We start from the raw sequence: 22,148 nt of genomic DNA on the forward strand, positions 1-22,148 counted from the left end.
GATGGCGTGGTGGTGGGCTCGGCACTGGTCGACAAGATCGCCCAGGCCAAGTCACCCGAGCAGGCTGTGAGCGATGTACTGAGCCTGTGCTCGGCGCTGGCTGAAGGGGTGCGCGGCGCTCGGGGCTGACCCGGTAGCGCTTTCTTCGCCGGTGAACCCGCTCCCACAGGAATGACACCGAACCCTGTGGGAGCGGGTTTACCGGCGAATCGACCACCGCTATTGCTTGAAGATCGACAGGTCCAATGGCCTGATCGCCCCCATCCAGATCGCATGATCGCGATGGTCCGCCAGCTCATCGCCGGTCAGTGGATGCAAAAACACCACCAAGCCCCTGCGATACAGCGCCAGCCACGGCAACACCACACCCACCACCTCCGGCCCGAAGGCCAGTTGGCAACTCCAGTCCCGGGTGCGGGCCGACCGGTTTCTGGTGCATGCGGCCCATGGTCACGGGGAACAGCCGAGCCGCCTCTTCGCACAGTTGCCGGGCTTGTTCCTGGGTCGAGGCGTCGTAGTACACGTGGGCATGGTAGCCCTTGATCCTTTGCACGATAGCTCCTGAAATGCGGGGGTTGCGGGTAGGACTATACGCCGGAGGGCCTCGTCGCGGGCCTGCTCCGTGACGGCATCACTGAGTCCCTCGCTCGCACTCCAGCCACTCCACGAACCGTTCGATCAACGCCCCACGCCGCTTGCGCGGGGGCAACACCACGTAATACCCACGCGACGAACGCAAACTCCCTTCCACCGGCCGGCACAGCAATCCCTGCTCGACCAACCCATCGACCAGATGCCCCCAACCAATCCCGACCCCTTGCCCGGCAATCGCGGCCTGGATCAGCAAGGTGTAGTTATCGAAGCGCAACTGCCCTGGTGGTGGCGGGCTGACCACGCCGAAACCGCGAAACACCCCCGCCCAGTCGAACCAGCCACTGGCCTGTTCACCGCGTAGATGCAACAAGGGCAATCGTTGCAAAGCCACGGCTGACAGGGGTTTGCCATCAGTCAGCCGAGGGCTGCAAACCGGAAAGACCTCTTCATCGAACAACCAGCGGCTTTCGCCCTGATGAAAGCGCCCGTCGCCAAACAGCACGGCCACATCGATATCGGGCCGCAGCATCCCCTGGCTGCGCTCGCCGGTCACCAGGCTCACGTCCACCTGTGGATAAGCCTCGTGAAAACGCTGCAGCCGGGGCATCAGCCAGAAGGCGGCAAAGGCGAAGTCGGTGGCCACCTGCAACACCTCGCGCTGCCCGCGACCGCTGGCCTCGGCAATGCCTTCATCCATCGCCTGCAAACCCTGGTGGACCTGCTCGAACAGCGACTGGCCCGCATCCGTCAGCGCGATACCCCGGTAGATCCGGTCGAACAGGCGCGTGCCCAACTGCGCCTCGAGCCGCTTGACCTGCTGGCTCACAGCCGGCTGAGTGGTGCCCAGCTCCAGTGCCGCCGCCGTAAAACCGCGCAGACGCGCCGCCGCCTCGAACACACGCAAGCTTTCCAGTGACATGCCCGCAAGGTGCTCAAACATAAGCTCAGCTAATCCCAGTCATTGCCCGCCATGGGCTTTACCCATGTTATCCACAGTCGCATCCTCGATCGCAAGCAATTCACATAACGTTCGACGATGGAAGGGCACCCCATGAAGCAACCCAATATCCTGTTCATCATGGCCGACCAGATGGCCGCGCCCATGCTGCCGATCTACAACCCCTCGCCGATCAGGATGCCCAACCTCGCCCGCCTCGCCGAACAGGCAGTGGTCTTCGATTCGGCCTACTGCAACAGCCCGCTGTGCGCGCCGTCGCGCTTCACACTGGTCAGCGGCCAGTTGCCCAGTCGCATCGGCGCCTATGACAACGCCGCGGACTTTCCCGCCGACATTCCCACCTACGCCCACTACCTGCGCCGCCTCGGCTACCGCACCGCGCTGTCGGGCAAGATGCACTTCTGCGGCCCTGACCAGTTGCACGGCTATGAAGAGCGCCTGACCAGCGACATCTATCCCGCCGATTACGGCTGGGCGGTGAACTGGGACGCCCCCGAGGTGCGCCCGAGCTGGTACCACAACATGTCCTCGGTGCTGCAGGCCGGGCCGTGCGTGCGCACCAACCAGCTGGATTTCGACGAGGAAGTGGTGTTCAAGGCGCAGCAGTACCTGTACGACCACGTTCGCGAGGGTGACGGTCGCCCGTTCTGCCTGACCGTCTCGATGACCCACCCGCACGACCCCTACACCATCCCCCGGCGCTACTGGGATCTCTACGAGTCTGTGGATATCCCCCTGCCACGCGACGAAATCGCCCAGGACCAGCAAGACCCTCACTCGCAGCGCCTGCTAAAGGTCTATGACCTGTGGAACAAGCCGCTGCCTGTGGACAAGATCCGCGACGCGCGCCGCGCCTACTTCGGCGCCTGCAGCTACATCGACGACAACATCGGCAAGCTGCTGCAGACCCTCGAGGATTGCGGCCTGGCCGACGACACGCTGATCGTGTTCTCCGGCGACCATGGCGACATGCTTGGCGAACGCGGGCTCTGGTACAAGATGCACTGGTTCGAGATGTCGGCGCGGGTGCCGCTGCTGGTCCATGCGCCCAAGCGTTTCGCCGCGGCGCGGGTCAGTGCCAGCGTGTCCACCTGTGACCTGCTGCCGACCCTGGTCGAGCTGGCAGGCGGGGCTGTGGATAACAGCCTGCACCTGGACGGCCGCTCGCTGCTCGGCCACTTGCAAGGGCAGGGCGGGCACGATGAGGTGATTGGCGAATACATGGCCGAGGGTACGGTCGGGCCGCTGATGATGATTCGGCGTGGCGCGTACAAGTTCGTGTACAGCGAAGACGACCCGTGCCTACTCTACGACCTGAGCCGCGACCCGCACGAGCGGGAGAACCTCACCGGCAGCCCGGACCACCAGGGCTTGCTGCAGGCATTTGTCGATGAAGCCAGGCAACGCTGGGACGTTTCCAGCCTGCGCCAGCAGGTGCTGGCCAGCCAACGCCGCCGCCGTCTGGTGGCCGAGGCCCTGGCCATCGGCAAGCTGAAAAGCTGGGATCACCAACCCTTGGTCGACGCCAGCCAACAGTACATGCGCAACCATATCGATCTCGATGACCTCGAGCGCAAGGCACGTTATCCACAGCCCGCACCCATGGATTGAGAAGAGAGGCCGCCATGCAGAAGTTCTCCACCGCCGTGATCGCCCTGGCCCTGGGCCTGAGCGCCCTGACCGCCCAAGCGGCCGACAGCGACACGCAATGCAGCACCGTCAAACTGGCTGACCCCGGTTGGAGCGATATCGCTTCCACCAACGCCATCACCCGCCTGCTGTTCGAAAGCCTGGGCTACCAGGTGAAGATCGACAGCCTTGCTGTACCGATCATCTATGGCGGCCTGAAAGACGGCCGCGTGGATGCCTTCCTCGGCAACTGGATGCCCGCGCAGCAGGGCTTTCATGACAAATTCATCGCCACCGGCGACGTGAAACAATTGTCGCGCAACCTCGAAGGCACCGAGTTCACCCTGGCAGTGCCCGACTACGTGTGGAATGCCGGCATCAAGGACTTCGCCGACCTGCAGAAACACGCCGAGCAGTTCGACAAGAAACTCTACGGCATCGGCTCCGGCGCGCCGGCCAACCTGTCGCTCAAGGAAATCATCGACAAGAATGAGTTCAACCTCGGGCAGTGGAAGCTGATCGAGTCCAGCGAGCAGGCGATGCTGGCGCAGGTCGACCGCGCCGTGAAGAAGAACCAGTTCATCACCTTCCTCGGCTGGACACCGCACCCGATGAACGTGAAGCTGAAGATGCACTACCTCACCGGTGGCGAGAAATGGTTCGGCAGCAAGGGCGAGGTGTTCACCCTGGTGCGCAACGGTTATCCACAGGCCTGCCCGAATGCCGCGAAACTGCTGGGCAACCTGGCATTTACCCTGGATATGGAGAACGCCATCATGGCCGAGGTCGTGGACAAGAAGGTCAGTTTCGACCAGGCAGCCAAGGCGTGGGTGAAGGCGCATCCACAAGTCCTGGAGGCGTGGCTCGCCGGCGTGAGCAGCAAGGCTGGCGGTGATGCACTGGAGGCCGTCAAGGCCAAACTCTGATTGCCCGCTGCCGCGGTGGGTATGAATCCGCTCCAGGAAGGGGCAAAACTCAGGACTGTGAATAACCCATGCCCCGCCTGACCCAGCTGATGCCCTTCCTGACCTGGCTTCCCCGGCAATCGCGCCGCAGCCTGCGCCAGGACCTGCTGGTGGGTCTGAGCGGCGCGATCCTCGCCCTGCCGCAGTCCATCGCCTATGCGTTGATTGCCGGCCTGCCCGCCGAGTACGGCCTGTATGCGGCCATCGTGCCGGTACTGATCGCCTGCCTGTGGGGGTCGTCGTGGCACCTGATCTGCGGCCCCACCGCCGCCATCTCCATCGTCCTCTACGCCAGTATCAGCCCGCTGGCCGTGGCCGGCAGCAGCGACTACGTGACCCTCGTCCTGCTGCTGACCTTTCTTGGCGGGGTGTTCCAGCTGCTGCTCGGGCTGCTGCGCTTCGGCACGCTGGTCAACTTCGTCTCCCATTCAGTGGTGCTCGGCTTCACCCTGGGCGCCGCCATCGTCATTGCCCTTGGCCAGTTGCCGAACCTGATGGGCATCGACTTGCCCAGCCAGGCCACAGCACTCAAGACGGCCCAGGACCTGTTCGCCCATGCCCGAGAAGTGGACCTGCCCTCGCTGGGGCTGGGCCTGGCCACCTTGCTGATCGGTATCGCCATCAAGCTCCTGCGCCCGCGCTGGCCGGCGCTGTTGATAAGCCTGGTACTGGTGAGCCTGGTGGCGTGGCTGCTGCCCGGATACTTCGCTCACGTGCCCCGCGTTCCCGCATTCAGCGGCCATCTGCCGCCCCTGAGCCCGCTGCCGTTGCTCGACCTGGACCTGATCCTGCGCCTGCTGCCCAGCGCCGTGGCGGTGGGCATGCTCGGGCTGGTCACCAGCCTGTCGATCGCCCGCTCGTTGTCAGCCCGTTCCGAACAACTGATCGACGCCGACCAGGAGATTCGCGCCCAGGGTGTTTCCAACATGGTCGGGGCGTTTTTCTCGGGTTATCTGTCGTCTGGTTCGTTCACCCGCTCCGGGCTGAGCTTCGAGGCGGGCGCCCGCTCCCCTATGGCCGGGGTGTTCTCGGCGCTGTGGGTGGCGCTGTTCGCCGTGGCCGGTGCCGGGCTCATCGCTCACCTGCCGATCCCGGCGATGGCCGGCAGCATCCTGCTGATTTGTTGGGGACTGGTGGATCACAAGGCGATTCGCGCGCTGTTCCGCGTCAGCCGTTCGGAGTTCCTGGTGATGGCGCTGACCGCGGCGGCGACTCTATTGCTGGAGCTGCAGACGGCGATCTATGCGGGAGTGCTGGCGTCGCTGTTCTTCTACCTCAAGCGCACCTCGCGGCCACGGGTGCAGCAGAGCCGTGAAGGGGAGGCGGACGTGCTGCGGGTCGGTGGCTCGATCTTCTTCGGTGCCGCGCATTACCTGCAGGTACGCCTGCAGCGCTGCCAGGGGCCGCATGTGGTAATCGACGCGCGGCAGATCAACTTCATCGACTATTCGGGTGTGGATATGTTGCATCGCGAGGCGCGCCGGCTGGCGCGCAATGGCGGCAGCCTGACCCTGCATCGGGCCAGGCCCCAGGTGGTGGAGGAGTTGCAGAAGCTGGAGGGGATCGACGGGTGTCCGATCAGGTTCGAGGAGTAATCCCTACCCCCGCGCCAACTGCCTCCGCAATTCATCCAGCACCGGCCCGGTGTCAGGCCGAATCCCGCGCCAGACGTAAAACGCCTCGGCCGCCTGCTCGGCGAGCATTCCCAGCCCATCCAGCACTTTCGCCGCCCCAAGCTTCGTCGCCCACTGGCAGAACGGCGTCGGCTCCTTGCCATACATCATGTCGTAGCACACGGTGCGACCGGCCTCGACCAGGCTCTCGGCGATCGGCGGCAACTCCCCCGAAAGGCTCGCCGAGGTGGCGTTGATGATCACGTCCACCGGCTCCTGCAGCCAGGCAAAACCGCTGGCGACCACCGGCCCGAGTTCATCGAACTCGCGCGCCAGCTGCTCGGCCTTTTCCACCGTACGATTGGCGATCACCAGCGATTGCGGCTTATGGGCCAGGATCGGCTCCAGCACGCCACGCACCGCACCACCGGCGCCGAGAATCAGGATGCGCTTGCCCGCCAGCGTGACCCCGGCATTCACCGTCAGGTCGCGCACCAGGCCTGCGCCATCGGTGTTGTCGCCCTGCAGCGTGCCATCGGCCAACAGGGTCAGGGTGTTGACCGCGCCCGCGCGTTGCGCCCGTGGCGTGAGGCTGTCGCACAGGCGGTAGGCTTCTTCCTTGAACGGCACGGTCACGTTGGCGCCGCTGCCCTGCTTGAAGAAACCGCGAGCGCAGTCGCTGAACTCGTCCAGCGGCGCCAGCAGGGTGTTGTATTCCAGATCCTGGCCGGTCTGCTCGGCGAACAGGCGGTGGATCAGCGGCGACTTGCTGTGGCCGATGGGATTACCGAAAACGACGTACTGGTCCATGGGAATTCCTCGTTTATCCACAGGCTCACTGACCGAGCCAGTCGCGGTCCTGCAGGAAGTACTCGGTCAGGCGCGCTTCCTCGCTGCCAGGGGTGGCCTTCCAGTCGTAGCCCCAGCGAACCTGCGGCGGCAACGACATGAGGATGGATTCGGTACGTCCGCCGGATTGCAGGCCGAACAGCGTACCGCGGTCGTAGACCAGGTTGAACTCGACATAGCGCCCACGGCGATATTCCTGGAATTCGCGCTGCTGCGCGGTGTAGGGGGTGTTCTTGCGCCGCTGCACGATCGGCAGGTAGGCCTCGATGTAGGCATCGCCGATGGCACGGATGAAGGCGAAGCAGGTGTCGAAATCCCAATCGTTCAGGTCATCGAAGAACAGCCCGCCAATGCCACGGGGTTCGCCGCGGTGCTTGAGGTGGAAGTAGCGGTCGCACCAGGCCTTGTAGCGCGGGTACACGTCGGCGCCAAAGGGGGCACAGGCCTGTTCGGCGACGCGGTGCCAGTGGATGCAGTCTTCCTCGTTGCCGTAGTACGGGGTCAGGTCGAAGCCGCCGCCGAACCACCACACCGCCTCTTCGCCCTCTTTCTCGGCGATGAAGAAACGCACGTTGGCGTGGGAGGTTGGCACATGCGGGTTGTACGGGTGAATCACCAGCGACACGCCCAGCGCCTCGAAGCCACGCCCGGCCAGCTCCGGACGGTGCGCGCTGGCCGACGGCGGCAAGCCTGCGCCGAACACATGGGAGAAGTTGACCCCGCCTTTCTCGATCAGCTTGCCCTCGCCGATCACCCGGGTGCGACCACCGCCGCCAGCATCGCGAATCCAGGCGTCCTCGACGAAGCGGGCGCCGCCGTCCTCGGTTTCGAGGGCGGCGCAGATGCGGTCTTGCAGGTCGAGCAGATAGGCCTTCACGGCCTCGGTGCGGCTGGTCATCGGGTCACCTGGGAAGGGCAGGGAGGAATTCGCCGCGTAGCATACCACCGGCCAGCGCCGCGCCGCAGTTGACGGCAGTCAAGCAAAGGCGTCCGATAGAGGGCCTTTGCGATGACGACAACAGGAGTGTGTGATGGCCAAGCGTATTCAGTTCAGCCAGCATGGCGGCCCGGAAGTCCTGCAGCTCGTGGACTTCGAACCGACCCCGCCCGGCCCGCAGCAGGTGCGCGTGCGCAACCATGCGATCGGTCTGAACTTCATCGATACCTATTTCCGTGGCGGGCTCTACACGCCGCTATCACTGCCTTCAGGCCTGGGCACCGAAGGTGCGGGTGTAGTCGATGCGGTGGGCGAGGGCGTCACCCGCTTGAAGGTCGGCGACCGCGTCGGCTACGGCGGCGGGCCGCTGGGCGCCTATGGCGAATACCACACCCTGCCGGAAGCGAACCTGGTGAAGCTGCCTGACAGCATCAGCTTCGAGCAGGCTGCGGCCGTGATGCTCAAGGGCCTGACCACCCATTACCTGCTCAAGCAGACCTACGCGGTGCAGCCCGGCGACTTCATTCTGTTCCACGCCGCAGCAGGTGGCGTCGGCTCGCTGGCTTGCCAATGGGCCAAGGCCTTGGGCGCCAAGCTGATCGGCACTGTCAGCTCGCCCGAAAAAGCCGAACGCGCCAAGGCGCTGGGGGCCTGGGCGACCATCGACTACAGCCATGAAGACGTGGCCAAGCGGGTGCTGGAGCTGACCGAAGGCAAGAAGTGCGCGGTGGTGTATGACGGCGTGGGTGCCGACACCTGGCTGACTTCGCTCGACTGCCTGCGCCCGCGTGGCTTGATGGTGAGCTTCGGCAATGCCTCCGGCGCGGTGAGTGGCGTGAACCTGGGAATTCTGTCGCAGAAGGGCTCGCTGTACGTGACCAGGCCGACCCTGGCCAGCTACGCCAATAACGCCGAGAACACCCAGGCCATGGCCGATGACCTGTTCGCAATGATTGCCAGTGGCAAGCTGGTGGTGGATATCCAGCAGCGCTATCCGTTGAGCGAGGCGGCGAAGGCGCAGGAAGCGTTGTCGGCGCGCCAGACGGTGGGGTCGACGGTGCTGTTGCCCTGAGGGCCCCATCGCGGGACAAGCCCGCTCCTACAGGTTCAGCGCCGTTCATGCATGCCGCGCGATTCCTGTAGGAGCGGGCTTGCCCGCGAAAAGCACACCGCGGTTCGTCGCCCCGAAAAGCCCGCTCCCACCGAGGGCTCTGCTCAAGTCATCAGGCTTGGGGGCTACCCGCAGACTCGATCCCATCCAGCATCGCTTCGACCAGGCCCTCCGCCAGCTCGATGGCATGCAGGCTCGACCAGAACATGCCCCGACCGCTGTCGCTCAGGTGGTCAATGGCTTTGATGCCAGTGTCGTAGGCACAGCGCAGGTAGAGCGCGACGTGGACCAAGGCGTCGTGGGGGTCGATGTCGGGGTTGACGGTGAAGAGCGGGGGATGGCCGGCATCGCAGCGGCCGAAGGGGTGGGTGGTGGTTTTGGGGAGTGGTGGATCAGGAATCAGCTTATCGGTCATGTCATTTCTCGCTCGATATTTGCTGACACAACACTCGTTACCACACGAATGAGGGTGGCAGCTGTACACGGGGTGGTAAGCCGGAGGAGAAAAGACAAAGACCCCGGTAGGCCCGAAGGCCTCCCGCGTACAGCCGCCATGACGGCATTGTCTTTCTCAGTTTTCCCGGGTTACCACACCCGATCGCCAAGTTGTTCGGCGACGGTCTGGAGCCTAGAGGTAGACGTTCCCACTGAGAAGGTAATGGCGATCGACAGGCTGCGTAGGATATTTCCCTAAATCAGAAATGTGCAGTCTTGAGGATCAGAATCAGAAAACCCTGATGAGCGGCGCCTCTCTCCCTTGTAGGAGCGGGCTTGTTCGGGGCGCCGAATCGCCGCGAACACCGGCAGAGCCGGTGCCATGCACTGCGGTGGCCTTTTCGCGGGCAAGCCCGCTCCTACAAGTGTCGAACAATCACCCCGGCCGCACTACTTCGCCCGTGACCAGATCGCGAATCACACTCGGATTTCTGCGGCCGCCCAGCGCGCCGCCGAGCACCAGATCGAGTTCGTTGTGGAAATACTGTTCCACCCGCAACCGGCTCTTGGCCGCCGGCCGCCCGGCAGGGTTGGCGGAGGTGGAGATCAGCGGCCCCACCAGCGCGCACAGCTCGCGCACCTGCGGATGATCGCTGACCCGCAGCGCCACGGTGTCGTGCTGGCCGGTCACCCATTCGGGCAACAGATCCTGGTGCGGCACCAGCCAGGTGTTCGGGCCCGGCCAGGTGCTGCCCATGCGATCGATCCAGTCTTCGGGGAAATCCTCGAACAGGAAATCGAACTGGCGGATGTTGTCGGCGACCAGGATCAGGCCTTTATCCACAGGGCGTGACTTGAGCGCCAACAGGCGGTACACCGCATCTTCGTTCCACGGGTCGCAGCCCAGGCCCCAGACCGCTTCCGTCGGATAGGCGATCACCGCACCCGCCTTCACCTCACGCGCGGCTTGTTGCACACGCCAACTGCTCACCATTGCTGTCTCTCCGCTTTAAGCCTGATGCGCAGTGTACTTAGGCGGAACGGGCAAACCAACGTCCGGCTTCGCTGCTGACCCGTCCTTCGAGTTCGAGCTCGGTCAGACTGGCCAGTACCTGGGCCAATGGCAGCCCGCTGCTGTGGGCCAAGCCCTCGCTGGTCTGCGGAGCGGCATGCAGCAGCGCCAGCAGTGGATGGCCCGATTTCTCCACAGACGCGGGAGGCAGGTTCTGCCAACCGCGCAGGCTGTCGAGGATCTGCCCGACACTCTCCACCAGCAGCGCACCATCGCGAATCAGTTGATGGCAGCCCTTGGCGCCCGGGTGGTGAATGGAGCCGGGAATCGCGTACACCTCCCGTCCCTGTTCGGCTGCCAGCCGGGCCGTGATCAACGAGCCGCTGGCCAGGCTGGCCTCGACGACCAGCACGCCGAGCGACAGGCCGCTGATGATCCGGTTGCGCCGCGGGAAGTTACCGGCCAGTGGTCCGGCGTCCAGCGGGTACTCCGAAACCAGCGCGCTGCCGCTGTCGATCATGGCCCGTGCCAAGTCGCGATGGCGCTGTGGATAAAGTTTTTGCAACCCTGTGCCGAGCACCCCGATCGTGTGGCCGCCAGCGTTCAACGCAGCCCGATGAGCGGCGCCGTCAATACCCAGTGCCAAGCCGCTGGTGATGGTGAACCCGGCCTGAGCCAGGCAACGGGAAAACGCACCGGCCGTATCCAGCGCCGGGGGTGAAGCACGCCTGCTGCCCACGATCGCCAACTGCGGCCGTTCGAGCAGGGCAGGGTCACCGGCCACGAAAAGCAAAGGCGGCGGATCGTCTATCTCGGCCAGCAATGCCGGGTATCCAGGGCCGTCCCACATCAATAAACACTGGCCCGGACGCTCTAGCCAGGCCATTGCAGCCAATGCGCCATCGCGTACTTGCGCACTGCGCCGGGCGTCTATACTGGAAGCCTTCAGGCCTAGAGCACGCCACGCGCTGGCCGGGGCGCTGAGTGCCGAAGAGGCGCTGCCGAATGCTTCGATGAGGGTATGGAAACGACGCAAGCCAATATCGGGAAGGCGATGCAGACGCAGCCGCGCCTCCAGTTCCGCCGGAGTGCAAGGCGACGAGCGGGATGGGTTCATGGTGGATCGTCCTTGATCGGCAGGAGGCCAATGAAGCGGCACATCCTGTGGATAACTTTGTGAGTAACACTTTGAAAAGCTGTCGATCAAAACGGCAGCTATCAAGCCCATAGAGACCCTAGCCAAGCTTCACAGGTGCCGAACGCTCCATTTCCCTTTATTATGTGTGCTCAGTTTTCAACCAAACGCACAGTGACTGCCTGACCCTATGGCCATCTTGAACATCCTCGAATTCCCCGACCCGCGCCTGCGCACCCTCGCCAAACCGGTAACGGAGTTCGACGACGCCCTGCAGCAGCTGATCGACGACATGTTTGAAACCATGTACGAAGCGCCCGGCATCGGCCTGGCCGCGACCCAGGTCAACGTGCACAAGCAGGTCGTGGTGATGGATCTTTCCGAAGATCGCAGCGAACCGCGAGTGTTCATCAACCCCAGCGTCGAAGAGCTGACCCACGACATGGGGCAGTACCAGGAAGGCTGCCTGTCGGTGCCAGGCTTCTACGAGAACGTCGACCGCCCGCTGCGCGTGCGGGTCAAGGCCCAGGATCGCGACGGCAAGCCCTACGAGCTCGAGGCCGAAGGCCTGCTGGCGGTGTGCGTGCAGCACGAGTTCGATCACCTCAACGGCAAGCTGTTCGTCGACTACCTGTCTCAGCTCAAACGCGACCGGATCAAGAAGAAGCTGGAAAAGCAGCACCGCCAGCAAGCCTGATCCCCACCTTCCAGAAGGCTTGCTCCGGCAAGCCTTTTTCTTTTTTGAAGCGAGAACTCCATGCGCATCGTCTTCGCAGGCACCCCAGAGTTTGCCGCCGAACACCTCAAGGCCCTGCTCGACAGCCCTTACGAAATCGTGGCTGTCTACACCCAGCCCGACCGTCCCGCCGGCCGGGGCCAGAAGCTCATGCCGAGCGCGGTCAAAGCCCTCGCATTGGCCCATCACGTACCGGTGTACCAGCCACAGACCCTGCGCAATGCCGACGCGCAGGCTGAACTTGCCGCACTGAAACCGGACCTGATGGTGGTGGTCGCCTACGGCCTGATCCTGCCGCAGGCGGTGCTGGATATCCCGCGCCTTGGCTGCATCAACAGCCACGCCTCGCTGCTGCCACGGTGGCGCGGTGCGGCGCCGATCCAGCGCGCCGTCGAGGCCGGTGATGCCGAGAGCGGCGTAACCGTGATGCGCATGGAAGCGGGCCTGGACACCGGCCCCATGCTGCTCAAGGTCACCACACCGATCAGCGCCGACGACACCGGCGGCAGCCTGCACGACCGCCTCGCCCAACTGGGCCCTGGCGCTGTGGTGCAAGCCATCGCCGGCCTTGCCGACGGCAGCCTGCAGGGCGAGGTGCAGGACGACGCCCTGGCCACGTATGCACACAAGCTGAACAAGGATGAGGCACGTCTGGACTGGAGCCGCCCGGCCGTGGAGCTGGAACGCCTGATCCGCGCCTTCAACCCCTGGCCGGTGTGCCACAGCACCCTCGACGGCGAAACCGTGAAGGTGCTGGGCGCGAACTTGTCCACAGGCAAAGGTGAGCCAGGCGAGATCCTCAGTGCCAGCAAGGACGGCCTGGTGGTCGCCTGCGCTGACGGCGCCCTGAGCCTGACCCGCCTGCAACTGCCCGGTGGCAAGGCCCTGGCCTTCAGCGACCTGTTCAACAGCCGCCGCGAGAAGTTCGCAAGCGGCAAGGTGCTCGGCCAATGAACCCACGCCTGGCTGCCGCCCGCGCCCTGGCTGCCGTGCTCAGCGGCAAGGCCTCGCTCAACAGCTCGCTGCCCGCGCAACTGGACAAGGTCGAGGAGCGCGACCGCGGCCTGACTCAGGACCTGGCCTTTGGCACTGCCCGCTGGCAGCCGCGCCTGGACTTGCTTGCCGCACAACTGCTGCAAAAGCCGTTCAAGGCCGCCGACGCCGATGTACAGGCGCTGCTGCTGGTCGGCCTGTACCAGCTGTTCTACACACGTATTCCGGCCCACGCCGCCATCGGCGAAACCGTCGGCTGCGCCGACAAGCTCAAGAAGCCCTGGGCCAAGGGCCTGCTCAACGCCGTGCTGCGCCGCGCCCAACGCGAGGGCGAGGAACTGCTCGCCGGCATGGAGCGCGACCCGGTAGTCCGCACCGCCCACCCGCGCTGGCTGCAGAAGTCGCTCAAGGCGTTCTGGCCGGAGCAATGGGAAGCCATCTGCGCCGCCAACAACGCTCACCCGCCGATGATCCTGCGGGTCAACCGCCGTCATCACAGCCGTGATGCGTATCTGGCGCTGCTGGCCGAGGCTGGCATCGGCGCCAGCGCTTGCCCATTCAGCCGTGACGGCATCGTGCTGGCCGAGGCCTGCGACGTGCGCGGCCTGCCGGGCTTCGCCGACGGCTGGATCAGCGTGCAGGACGAAGCTGCACAGCTGTCGGCCGACCTGCTGGAACTGGCCCCCGGCCAACGCGTGCTCGATGCCTGCTGCGCCCCTGGCGGCAAGACCTGCCACCTGCTCGAAGCCGAGCCGGGCCTGGCGCAGATGGTCGCCATCGACCTGGAGGCCAAGCGCCTGGCGCGGGTACGCGAGAACCTCGACCGGCTGAAGCTCGATGCCGAGCTGATCGCCTGTGATGCTCGCGATACCGCCAGTTGGTGGGACGGCAAGCCGTTTCAGCGCATCCTGCTCGACGCCCCATGCTCGGCGACCGGCGTGATCCGCCGCCACCCGGACATCAAGCTGACCCGTCAGGCCGAGGACATCCCGGCCCTGGCCGCACTGCAGGGTGGGCTGCTCGATGCGCTGTGGCCGACACTCGAAGTCGGCGGCATGCTGCTCTACGCCACCTGCTCGAGCCTGCCGACCGAGAACACCGAAGTGATCGACGCCTTCCTCGCCCGCACCCCCGGTGCCCGTGAGCTCGACCTGGCAACCGAGGCCGGTCTGCGCCAGCCCCACGGCCGCCAGCTACTGGCCCAGGAAGGCGGCCACGACGGCTTCTACTATGCCAAGCTGATCAAGATCGCCGCCTCGCGCGGATAAGAACGAAAGGTAAGGGAGTAGCGGATGAAGATCATCATCCTCGGCGCAGGCCAGGTAGGCGGTACGCTGGCAGAACACCTGGCGAGCGAAGCCAACGACATCACGGTGGTCGACACCGATGGCGAGCGCTTACGTGACCTGGGCGACCGCCTCGACATCCGCACCGTGCAGGGCCGCGCCTCGCTGCCCACGGTACTGCGCCAGGCCGGCGCCGATGACGCCGACATGCTGGTGGCGGTGACCAACAGCGACGAGACCAACATGGTCGCCTGCCAGGTGGCCTATTCGCTGTTCCACACCCCGACCAAGATCGCCCGGGTGCGCGAATCGTCCTACCTCAGCCGCGAGGAGCTGTTCGACAACGACCACATTCCGGTGGACGTGCTGATCAGCCCCGAGCAGGTGGTGACCAACTACATCAAGCGCCTGATCGAACACCCCGGCGCCCTGCAGGTGATCGACTTCGCCGAGGGCAAAGCCCAATTGGTGGCAGTCAAGGCCTACTACGGCGGCCCGCTGGTGGGTCAGCAACTGCGCCAGATCCGCGCGCACATGCCCAATGTCGATACCCGCGTGGCCGCGATCTTCCGCCGCGACCGGCCGATCAAGCCCCATGGCGACACGGTGATCGAGGCTGACGACGAAGTGTTCTTCATCGCCGCGAAGAAAGACATCCGTGCTGTGATGGGCGAGCTGCGGCGTATCGACGAGACCAACAAGCGGGTGGTCATCGCCGGCGGCGGGCAGATCGGCGAGCGCCTGGCCGAAGCCATCGAAAGCCGCTACCAGGTGAAGATCATCGAGATGAGCCCGGCACGCTGCCGGCATCTTTCGGACAACCTCGAAAGCACCGTGGTGCTGCAGGGCAGCGCATCGGACAAAGACCTGATGCTCGAAGAAAACATCGCCGAAGCCGATATCTTCCTGGCCCTGACCAACGACGACGAGGCCAACATCATGTCGTCGCTGCTGGCCAAGCGCCTGGGTGCACGCAAGGTGATGACACTGATCAACAACCCGGCCTACGTCGACCTGGTGCAGGGCGGCGATATCGACATCGCCATCAGCCCGCAGTTGGCGACCATCGGCACGCTGCTGGCCCATGTACGCCGTGGCGATATCGTCAGCGTGCACTCGCTGCGGCGCGGTGCAGCGGAAGCCATCGAGGCAGTCGCCCATGGCGATTCGAAATCGAGCAAGGTGATCGGCAAGGCCATCGAAGACATCGCCTTGCCACCTGGCACCACCATCGGCGCGATCATACGCGACGAGGGGGTGCTGATCGCCCACGACGACACGGTGATCGAGGCGGGTGACCATGTGATCCTGTTCGTTGTGGATAAAAAGCACATTCGCGATGTGGAGAAGCTGTTCCACGTCGGCTTGAGTTTCTTCTAGGAGAAGAAGGCATGCGCGAATCGCTGGAAAAGATGCTGGCAAAGGGTGTGGATAACCCGCTGCTGAGGTTTGGCCTGGGCAAGGCCTGGCTGGATGAAGGCAAGGGCGCCGAAGCCGCGGTGCACCTGGCCAGTTGTGTGCAGCAGGATCCGAAATACTCGGCTGCGTGGAAGCTGCTGGGCAAGGCGTATCAGCTTGAAGGCGATATCGCTGCGGCGCGTAAGGCCTGGGAAGAGGGGATCGTGGCGGCGCAGACACATGGCGACAAGCAGGCCGAGAAAGAAATGACCGTGTTCCTGAAGAAACTCAACAAGGCCTGACAGACGCCGCGGTCCTTGTAGGAGCGGCGGTTCGCCGCTGCGACTTGTCCCGCGATCGGGCGCGAAGCGGCCGTAAAACCAGACGCCGAGATCTATCAGGAAAATCTCGGTTGCCGAGTTTGCGGCCGCTTCGCGCCCGATCGCGGGACAAGCCCGCTCCTACAGAGTGTGGATAACTCAGTACCAGCGCGGCTCGCCGGCCGGGCGCTTCTTGAAGCGCTTCATGCTCCACATGTACTGGCTCGGATACTCGCGCACATAGCGCTCGACCACACGGCTCATGGCCGCTGCAGCCACAGCCACATCCGCGCTGTACATCTCTTCGGGCGCCGCCTCAAGGAACACCTTGAAGCCGGAGCCATCCGGCAGACGCAGGGCATGCAGGAACACACCCACCGCCTTGCCGCCAGCGAGCATGTTGGGCACGAACTTGCTGGTCAGCGCCTGGGTGCCTAGGAAGGGCACGAACACTCCCGCCGACTCGGCCGGCTCAGGGTCGGCAGGAATGCCCACCTGCCCGCCGCGACGCACTTCCTTGATCACGCTGAGAATGCCTTCCTTGGTCGAAGGCGCCACGCGGTTGCCCATCTGCACGCGCTGCTCGCGCAGCAGGTCATCCACCGCCTTCAGCTTGGGCGGACGGTAGAAGATGATCGGCTTGCACTGGTTGCAATAGAAGTGGTTGAGCACCTCCCAGTTGCCCAGGTGGCTGGTGATGCCGACCACCCCTTTGCCAGTGGCCAGGGCTTGCTCGAGCACTTCCAGGCCGTGCACTTCCTTGACCAGCTCCAGCGACTGCTGAGGCGGGCGAATCCAGGCCCAGGCGCTTTCGACGAAAGACTTGCCGATATCCTTCAACGCACGCCCCACCAACTGCTCACGCTCGGCAGGGTTCATCTCGGGGAAGCACTTGGCGAGGTTGATCCGCACCACGTTGCGCGACCCGTTGGGGATTTTCCACATCAGCCAGCCGATACCGGCACCGACGCGCTGCACCGCGCCCCAGGGCAGTTTGGCGAACAGGCGCAGCACCCCGACCATCAGGGCGCCCTTGAACTTTTCCACAGGCCAATTCCTTATTTCTGCAAGGCGCGCATTGTAACGCCTCAGCGCACCAGCGCGGCGTAGCGATCGCAATCGGTGGTGTGGTCCATGACCATGCCGGTGGCCTGCATGAAGGCGTAGCAAATGGTCGGACCGACGAAGGTGAAGCCTTTTTTCTGCAGGGCCTTGCTCATTGCCTTGGCTTCGTCGGTGATCGCCGGGATGTCGGCGCGCCCCTGGTAATGGTTGATCTTCGGCTCGCCGCCGACGAACGACCACAGCCACTCGCCGGGGTTTTCCAGCGCCAGCCAGGCGCGCGCGTTGCGGCGCGCGGCATTGAGCTTGAGGCGGTTGCGGATGATGCCGGGATCGAGCATCAGCTCTTCTATGCGCTCGTCGCTCATCTCGGCCAGTTGCACCGGGTCGAAGCCTTGCAGCACCTGGCGATAGCGCTCGCGTTTCTTCAGCACGGTGATCCACGAAAGACCCGCCTGGAACCCTTCGAGCAAAAGCATCTCGAAGAGCAACGCCGGGTCGCGCTGCGGGGTTCCCCATTCCTGGTCATGGTAGGCCTGATACAAGGGATCGTCGGTACACCAAAAGCAGCGTGGCATAAGGCTCCAATTACGTAGAGGGCGAGGCGAATCGGGTTATACTCCCGCTCTTTACATCCGCATCCCCAGATACAGGTGAATTTCGTGAGCCAGCCTACGCCAGCCGTGCGTACCTTCCAAGACCTGATCCTCGCCCTACAGAACTACTGGGCCGAGCAAGGTTGTGTGGTACTTCAGCCCTACGATATGGAAGTAGGCGCCGGCACTTTCCACACCGCCACCTTCCTGCGCGCCGTCGGCCCGGAGACCTGGAACGCTGCCTACGTGCAGCCTAGCCGTCGCCCTGCCGACGGACGGTATGGCGAAAACCCCAACCGCCTGCAGCACTACTACCAGTTCCAGGTGGTACTCAAGCCGAACCCGGCCAACTTCCAGGAGCTGTACCTGGGTTCGCTGAAAGCCATCGGCCTGGACCCGCTGGTCCATGACATCCGCTTCGTCGAAGACAACTGGGAATCGCCGACCCTGGGTGCCTGGGGCCTGGGTTGGGAAATCTGGCTGAACGGGATGGAAGTGACCCAGTTCACCTACTTCCAGCAGGTTGGCGGTATCGAGTGCTACCCGGTCACCGGCGAGATCACCTATGGCCTGGAGCGTCTGGCCATGTATATCCAGGGTGTCGATTCGGTGTACGACCTGGTCTGGGCCGACGGCCCGTTCGGCAAGGTCACCTATGGCGATGTGTTCCACCAGAACGAAGTGGAGCAGTCGACCTACAACTTCGAGCACGCCAACGTCGAGAAACTGTTCGAGCTGTTCGACTTCTACGAAAGCGAAGCCAACCGCCTGATCAAGCTGGACCTGCCGCTGCCGACCTACGAAATGGTCCTGAAGGCTTCGCACACCTTCAACCTGCTCGACGCCCGCCGCGCCATCTCGGTGACCGAGCGCCAGCGCTACATCCTGCGCGTGCGCACCCTGGCCCGCGACGTGGCGCAAAGCTATCTGCAAGCCCGCGCACGCCTGGGCTTCCCGATGGCCACCCCCGAACTGCGTGATGAAGTACTGGCCAAGCTGGAGGCTGCACAATGAGTGCGCAAGATTTCCTGGTTGAACTGGGCACCGAAGAGCTGCCCCCCAAAGCCCTGGCCTCGCTGGGCGATGCATTCCTGGCCGGCATCGAGAAAGGCCTGCAGGCCGCTGGCCTGAACTACACCGGCAAGTCGGTCTATGCCGCGCCGCGTCGCCTGGCCGTGCTGATCCGCCAACTGGACGTGCAACAGCCTGATCGCAGCATCAACATCGACGGCCCGCCCCGCCAGGCTGCCTTCGACGCCGATGGCAACCCGACCCAGGCTGCACTGGGCTTCGCCAAGAAGTGTGGCGTGGAGCTGTCGGACATCGACCAGAGCGGCGCCAAGCTGCGTTTCTCCCAGCACATTCCGGGCAAGGCCACCATCAGCCTGCTGCCAACCATCGTCGAAGACTCGCTCAACGACCTGCCGATCCCCAAGCGCATGCGCTGGGCCGCCAGCCGTGAAGAGTTCGTGCGCCCCACCCAGTGGCTGGTGATGCTGCTGGGCGACCAGGTGGTCGACTGCACCATCCTCTCGCAGAAGGCCGGCCGCGAATCGCGTGGACACCGCTTCCACCACCCGGAAAACGTGCTGATCACCACCCCGGCCAACTACGTCGAAGACCTGCGCAAGGCCCATGTACTGGCCGACTTCGCCGAGCGCCGCGAGCTGATCGCCAAGCGCACCGCAGAGCTGGCCCTGCAGCAGGAAGGCAGCGCCATCGTGCCGCCGGCGCTGCTGGATGAAGTGACCGCGCTGGTCGAATGGCCGGTGCCGCTGGTGTGCTCGTTCGAGGAGCGCTTCCTGGAAGTGCCACAGGAAGCCCTGATCACCACCATGCAGGACAACCAGAAGTACTTCTGCCTGCTCGACAGCGAAGGCAAGTTGCTGCCGCGCTTCATCACTGTCGCCAACGTCGAGAGCCGCGATCCGAAGCAGATCGTCGAGGGTAACGAGAAGGTCGTGCGTCCGCGCCTGACCGACGCCGAGTTCTTCTTCAAGCAAGACAAGAAGCAGCCTCTGGAAACCTTCAACGAACGCCTGAAGAACGTGGTGTTCCAGGCCCAGCTGGGTACGGTGTTCGACAAGGCCGAGCGTGTCTCCAGGCTGGCCGCCTACATTGCCCCGTTCATCGGCGGCAGTGCAGCCAACGCCGGCCGCGCCGGCCTGCTGTCCAAATGCGACCTGGCCACCGAAATGGTCGGCGAATTCCCTGAAATGCAGGGCATCGCTGGCTACTACTACGCCGTCAACGATGGCGAGCCACAAGACGTCGCCCTGGCACTGAACGAGCAGTACATGCCGCGCGGTGCTGGCGCTGAGTTGCCGGAAACCCTCACCGGCGCCGCCGTGGCCATCGCCGACAAGCTCGACACCCTGGTCGGCATCTTCGGCATCGGCATGCTGCCGACCGGCAGCAAGGACCCCTACGCACTGCGCCGCGCCGCCCTCGGCGTGCTGCGCATCCTGATCGAGAAGCAGCTGGACCTGGACCTGACCGCTGCGGTCGAGTTCGCGGTCAAGCAGTACGGCGCCAAGGTCAAGGCTGCAGGCCTGGCTGACCAGGTGCTGGAGTTCATCTTCGATCGCCTGCGTGCACGCTATGAAGACGAAGGCGTCGACGTGGCCACCTACCTGTCGGTACGTGCCCTGAAGCCGGCTTCGGCCCTGGACTTCGATCAGCGCGTGCAGGCCGTGCAGGCCTTCCGCAAGCTGCCGGAAGCCGAGGCCCTGGCGGCGGTGAACAAGCGTGTTTCGAACCTGCTGAGCAAGGCCGAAGGCGCCATCGCCGACCAGGTCGAGCCGAAGTACTTCGACAATGCCAACGAGTTCTCCCTGTACTCGGCGATCCAGCAGGCCGACCAGGCCGTGCAGCCAATGGCTGCCGCACGCCAGTACAGCGAATCGCTGGCACGCCTGGCAGCCCTGCGCGATCCGGTCGACGCTTTCTTCGAGGCAGTCATGGTGAACGCCGAAGACGCCAAGGTACGCGCCAACCGTTATGCCCTGCTCAGCCGCCTGCGCGGTCTGTTCCTGGGCGTGGCCGACATCTCGCTGCTGGGGTAAGCCTTGAAACTGCTGATTCTCGATCGAGACGGAGTGATCAATCACGACTCCGACGCCTACATCAAGTCGCTGGAAGAGTGGATCCCCATTCCCGGCTCGATCGAGGCCATTGCGCAGTTGAGCAAGGCGGGCTGGACGGTGGCCGTGGCCACCAACCAGTCCGGCATTGCCCGCGGCTACTACCCGCTGTCCACGCTCGAAGCCATGCACGCGCGTCTGCGCGATCTGGTCGCCGAGCAGGGTGGCGAGGTCGGGCATATCGTCTATTGCCCGCATGGGCCGGACGAAGGCTGCGAGTGCCGCAAGCCCAAGCCCGGCATGCTGCGGGCAATCGCCGAGTATTACCAAGTCGACCTGCGCGGTGTATGGTTCGTCGGCGACAGCACAGGTGACCTGGAGGCCGCCCTGGCCGTCGGAGCACAACCCGTGCTGGTGAAAACCGGCAAAGGGGAGAAGACCCTGAAAAAGGGCATCCCTGAAAACACTTTGATTTTCGACGATCTGGCAGCCATCGCCAGAGAACTTATTTAAAGAGTGCGCCTGTTCGGCGCACTTCCTCAGGCGGGCGCGCCCCGCAACGGTACATGCCACTATGTCGATCCTGCAGGCGATCAGAATCTTTCTTTTTTACCTGCTGTTGGGCACCAGTTCGCTGCTGTGGTGCTCACTGAGCTTCTTTGTCGCGCCTTTCCTGCCATTTCCCAAGCGCTACAAATTCATCAACGTGTACTGGTGCCGCTGCGCGGTGTTCCTGAGCCGCACCATCCTGGGCATCGACTACAAGATCACCGGTGCCGAGAACGTACCCAAAGAGCCCTGCGTGATCCTGTCCAACCACCAGAGCACCTGGGAGACTTTCTTCCTCTCGGCGTACTTCTCGCCACTGAGCCAGGTGCTCAAGCGTGAGCTGTTGTACGTGCCGTTCTTCGGCTGGGCAATGGCGATGCTTCGGCCGATTGCCATCGACCGCAACAACCCCAAGGAAGCCCTGCGCCACGTGGCGAGCAAGGGCGACGAATTGCTCAAGCAGGGCGTCTGGGTGCTGATTTTTCCCGAGGGTACCCGCGTGCCCTATGGTCAGGTCGGCAAGTTCTCCCGCGGCGGTACCGCCCTGGCGGTGAACGCCGGCCTGCCGGTGCTGCCGATCGCCCACAACGCTGGCAAGTTCTGGCCAAAGGCTGGCTGGGGCAAGCGTTCGGGCACCATTGAGGTGGTGATTGGCGAGGCAATGTATGCCAACGGCACCGGGCCACGTGCCATCGCCGAACTCAACGATCGCGCTCAGGCGTGGAACGAAGCGACGCAGCGGACCATGGGGTCGTTGCCACCAGCAGAAGAAAACGTCACCGAGCCAATCGCCTGACGATCTGTGGATAACGTGTTAGCAATTTTTGGATTAATGCTTTCGAATCGTAGATAAGCTATTGAATTAGCTATTTATTTCTCTGTATGAC

Annotated in this window: 21 protein-coding genes and 2 pseudogenes; 14 read left to right on the forward strand and 9 right to left on the reverse strand. The window is 64.0% G+C overall.

Annotated elements, in window-relative coordinates:
* Positions 1-129, forward strand: a pseudogene (gene trpA, locus F6X62_RS17880) (tryptophan synthase subunit alpha); the annotation flags it as partial.
* A gap of 90 nt (positions 130-219) precedes the next feature.
* Here trpA and F6X62_RS17885 read toward each other — a convergent pair.
* Together F6X62_RS17885 and F6X62_RS17890 are read right to left on the reverse strand one after the other, a co-directional pair.
* Positions 220-553 (reverse strand): annotated as a pseudogene (locus tag F6X62_RS17885) (DOPA 4,5-dioxygenase family protein).
* Positions 554-631: 78 nt separating this feature from the next.
* A complete protein-coding gene (locus tag F6X62_RS17890; RefSeq protein WP_153774292.1) occupies positions 632-1,534 on the reverse strand; it encodes a LysR family transcriptional regulator in 903 nt (300 codons plus the stop codon).
* A gap of 111 nt (positions 1,535-1,645) precedes the next feature.
* Between F6X62_RS17890 and betC the strand changes: the two genes are divergently transcribed.
* From betC to F6X62_RS17905, 3 genes are all read left to right on the forward strand, one after another.
* Positions 1,646-3,163 (forward strand): choline-sulfatase, encoded by a 1,518-nt coding sequence (gene betC, locus F6X62_RS17895; RefSeq protein ID WP_153774293.1) that lies wholly within the window; start codon positions 1,646-1,648, stop codon positions 3,161-3,163.
* Between the two features lie 14 nt (positions 3,164-3,177).
* On the forward strand, positions 3,178-4,107 hold the full coding sequence (gene choX, locus F6X62_RS17900) for a choline ABC transporter substrate-binding protein (protein ID WP_153774294.1): 930 nt from the start codon (positions 3,178-3,180) through the stop codon (positions 4,105-4,107).
* A gap of 68 nt (positions 4,108-4,175) precedes the next feature.
* Positions 4,176-5,741, forward strand: coding sequence for a SulP family inorganic anion transporter (locus F6X62_RS17905; protein ID WP_153774295.1), 1,566 nt, complete (start codon positions 4,176-4,178; stop codon positions 5,739-5,741).
* Positions 5,742-5,744: 3 nt separating this feature from the next.
* Here the strand turns inward: F6X62_RS17905 and aroE are convergent, their stop codons facing one another.
* Complete coding sequence (gene aroE / locus F6X62_RS17910) at positions 5,745-6,569, reverse strand: shikimate dehydrogenase (RefSeq protein WP_153774296.1); 825 nt, start codon at positions 6,567-6,569, stop codon at positions 5,745-5,747.
* A gap of 25 nt (positions 6,570-6,594) precedes the next feature.
* A complete protein-coding gene (gene hemF, locus F6X62_RS17915; RefSeq protein WP_153774297.1) occupies positions 6,595-7,506 on the reverse strand; it encodes an oxygen-dependent coproporphyrinogen oxidase in 912 nt (303 codons plus the stop codon).
* A gap of 133 nt (positions 7,507-7,639) precedes the next feature.
* Between hemF and F6X62_RS17920 the strand changes: the two genes are divergently transcribed.
* Complete coding sequence (locus tag F6X62_RS17920) at positions 7,640-8,617, forward strand: NADPH:quinone reductase (protein WP_153774298.1); 978 nt, start codon at positions 7,640-7,642, stop codon at positions 8,615-8,617.
* A 151-nt stretch (positions 8,618-8,768) separates the two neighbouring features.
* On the opposite strand, the gene F6X62_RS17925 is transcribed toward F6X62_RS17920, so the two are convergent.
* The 3 genes from F6X62_RS17925 to dprA form a co-directional block, all read right to left on the reverse strand.
* Positions 8,769-9,071: a DUF6124 family protein gene (locus F6X62_RS17925; protein WP_153774299.1), complete on the reverse strand. Its 303-nt coding sequence runs from the start codon at positions 9,069-9,071 to the stop codon at positions 8,769-8,771.
* A gap of 456 nt (positions 9,072-9,527) precedes the next feature.
* Entirely contained in the window at positions 9,528-10,085 is a 558-nt protein-coding gene (locus tag F6X62_RS17930) for an L-threonylcarbamoyladenylate synthase (RefSeq protein WP_112897038.1), read from the reverse strand.
* Between the two features lie 37 nt (positions 10,086-10,122).
* Positions 10,123-11,220, reverse strand: coding sequence for a DNA-processing protein DprA (gene dprA / locus F6X62_RS17935; protein ID WP_153774300.1), 1,098 nt, complete (start codon positions 11,218-11,220; stop codon positions 10,123-10,125).
* A 208-nt stretch (positions 11,221-11,428) separates the two neighbouring features.
* On the opposite strand from dprA, the gene def reads away from it, so the two are divergent.
* Genes def through F6X62_RS17960 form a run of 5 tightly spaced genes read left to right on the forward strand, consistent with a single transcriptional unit; the run spans position 11,429 to position 15,953 of the window.
* Positions 11,429-11,935 carry a peptide deformylase gene (gene def, locus F6X62_RS17940; RefSeq protein ID WP_054893037.1) on the forward strand — a complete coding sequence of 169 codons (507 nt, stop codon included), beginning with the start codon at positions 11,429-11,431 and terminating at the stop codon, positions 11,933-11,935.
* Positions 11,936-11,995: 60 nt separating this feature from the next.
* A complete protein-coding gene (fmt, locus tag F6X62_RS17945; RefSeq protein ID WP_153774301.1) occupies positions 11,996-12,928 on the forward strand; it encodes a methionyl-tRNA formyltransferase in 933 nt (310 codons plus the stop codon).
* The gene (rsmB, locus tag F6X62_RS17950; RefSeq protein ID WP_153774302.1) at positions 12,925-14,235 is read left to right on the forward strand and encodes a 16S rRNA (cytosine(967)-C(5))-methyltransferase RsmB; all 1,311 of its coding nucleotides are present in this window, start codon (positions 12,925-12,927) and stop codon (positions 14,233-14,235) included. Before fmt ends, rsmB begins: the two co-directional genes overlap by 4 nt.
* A 24-nt stretch (positions 14,236-14,259) precedes the next feature.
* Positions 14,260-15,633, forward strand: a complete 1,374-nt coding sequence (gene trkA, locus F6X62_RS17955; protein WP_054893034.1) for a Trk system potassium transporter TrkA — start codon at positions 14,260-14,262, stop codon at positions 15,631-15,633.
* Positions 15,634-15,644: 11 nt separating this feature from the next.
* On the forward strand, positions 15,645-15,953 hold the full coding sequence (locus F6X62_RS17960; protein WP_153774303.1) for a tetratricopeptide repeat protein: 309 nt from the start codon (positions 15,645-15,647) through the stop codon (positions 15,951-15,953).
* A gap of 177 nt (positions 15,954-16,130) precedes the next feature.
* On the opposite strand, the gene F6X62_RS17965 is transcribed toward F6X62_RS17960, so the two are convergent.
* Positions 16,131-17,018 (reverse strand): lysophospholipid acyltransferase, encoded by an 888-nt coding sequence (locus F6X62_RS17965; protein ID WP_054893032.1) that lies wholly within the window; start codon positions 17,016-17,018, stop codon positions 16,131-16,133.
* A gap of 41 nt (positions 17,019-17,059) precedes the next feature.
* On the reverse strand, positions 17,060-17,611 hold the full coding sequence (locus F6X62_RS17970) for a DNA-3-methyladenine glycosylase I (RefSeq protein WP_153774304.1): 552 nt from the start codon (positions 17,609-17,611) through the stop codon (positions 17,060-17,062).
* 84 nt (positions 17,612-17,695) lie between these two features.
* Here F6X62_RS17970 and glyQ point away from each other — a divergent pair, with 84 nt between their 5' ends.
* The 4 genes from glyQ to F6X62_RS17990 all read left to right on the forward strand — a co-directional run bounded on the left by glyQ (position 17,696) and on the right by F6X62_RS17990 (position 22,057).
* A complete protein-coding gene (gene glyQ / locus F6X62_RS17975) occupies positions 17,696-18,643 on the forward strand; it encodes a glycine--tRNA ligase subunit alpha (protein ID WP_025337182.1) in 948 nt (315 codons plus the stop codon).
* Complete coding sequence (glyS, locus tag F6X62_RS17980) at positions 18,640-20,694, forward strand: glycine--tRNA ligase subunit beta (RefSeq protein WP_054893030.1); 2,055 nt, start codon at positions 18,640-18,642, stop codon at positions 20,692-20,694. Before glyQ ends, glyS begins: the two co-directional genes overlap by 4 nt.
* Positions 20,695-20,697: 3 nt before the next feature.
* Entirely contained in the window at positions 20,698-21,225 is a 528-nt protein-coding gene (gene gmhB, locus F6X62_RS17985; protein WP_153774305.1) for a D-glycero-beta-D-manno-heptose 1,7-bisphosphate 7-phosphatase, read from the forward strand.
* A gap of 61 nt (positions 21,226-21,286) precedes the next feature.
* Positions 21,287-22,057, forward strand: a complete 771-nt coding sequence (locus tag F6X62_RS17990; RefSeq protein ID WP_153774306.1) for a 1-acyl-sn-glycerol-3-phosphate acyltransferase — start codon at positions 21,287-21,289, stop codon at positions 22,055-22,057.
* Positions 22,058-22,148: the final 91 nt, after the last annotated feature.

Origin of the sequence: Pseudomonas sp. MNR3A (genome assembly GCF_009650575.1) — a bacterium.
In the GTDB taxonomy this organism is placed as follows: Bacteria; Pseudomonadota; Gammaproteobacteria; order Pseudomonadales; family Pseudomonadaceae; genus Aquipseudomonas; species Aquipseudomonas machongensis.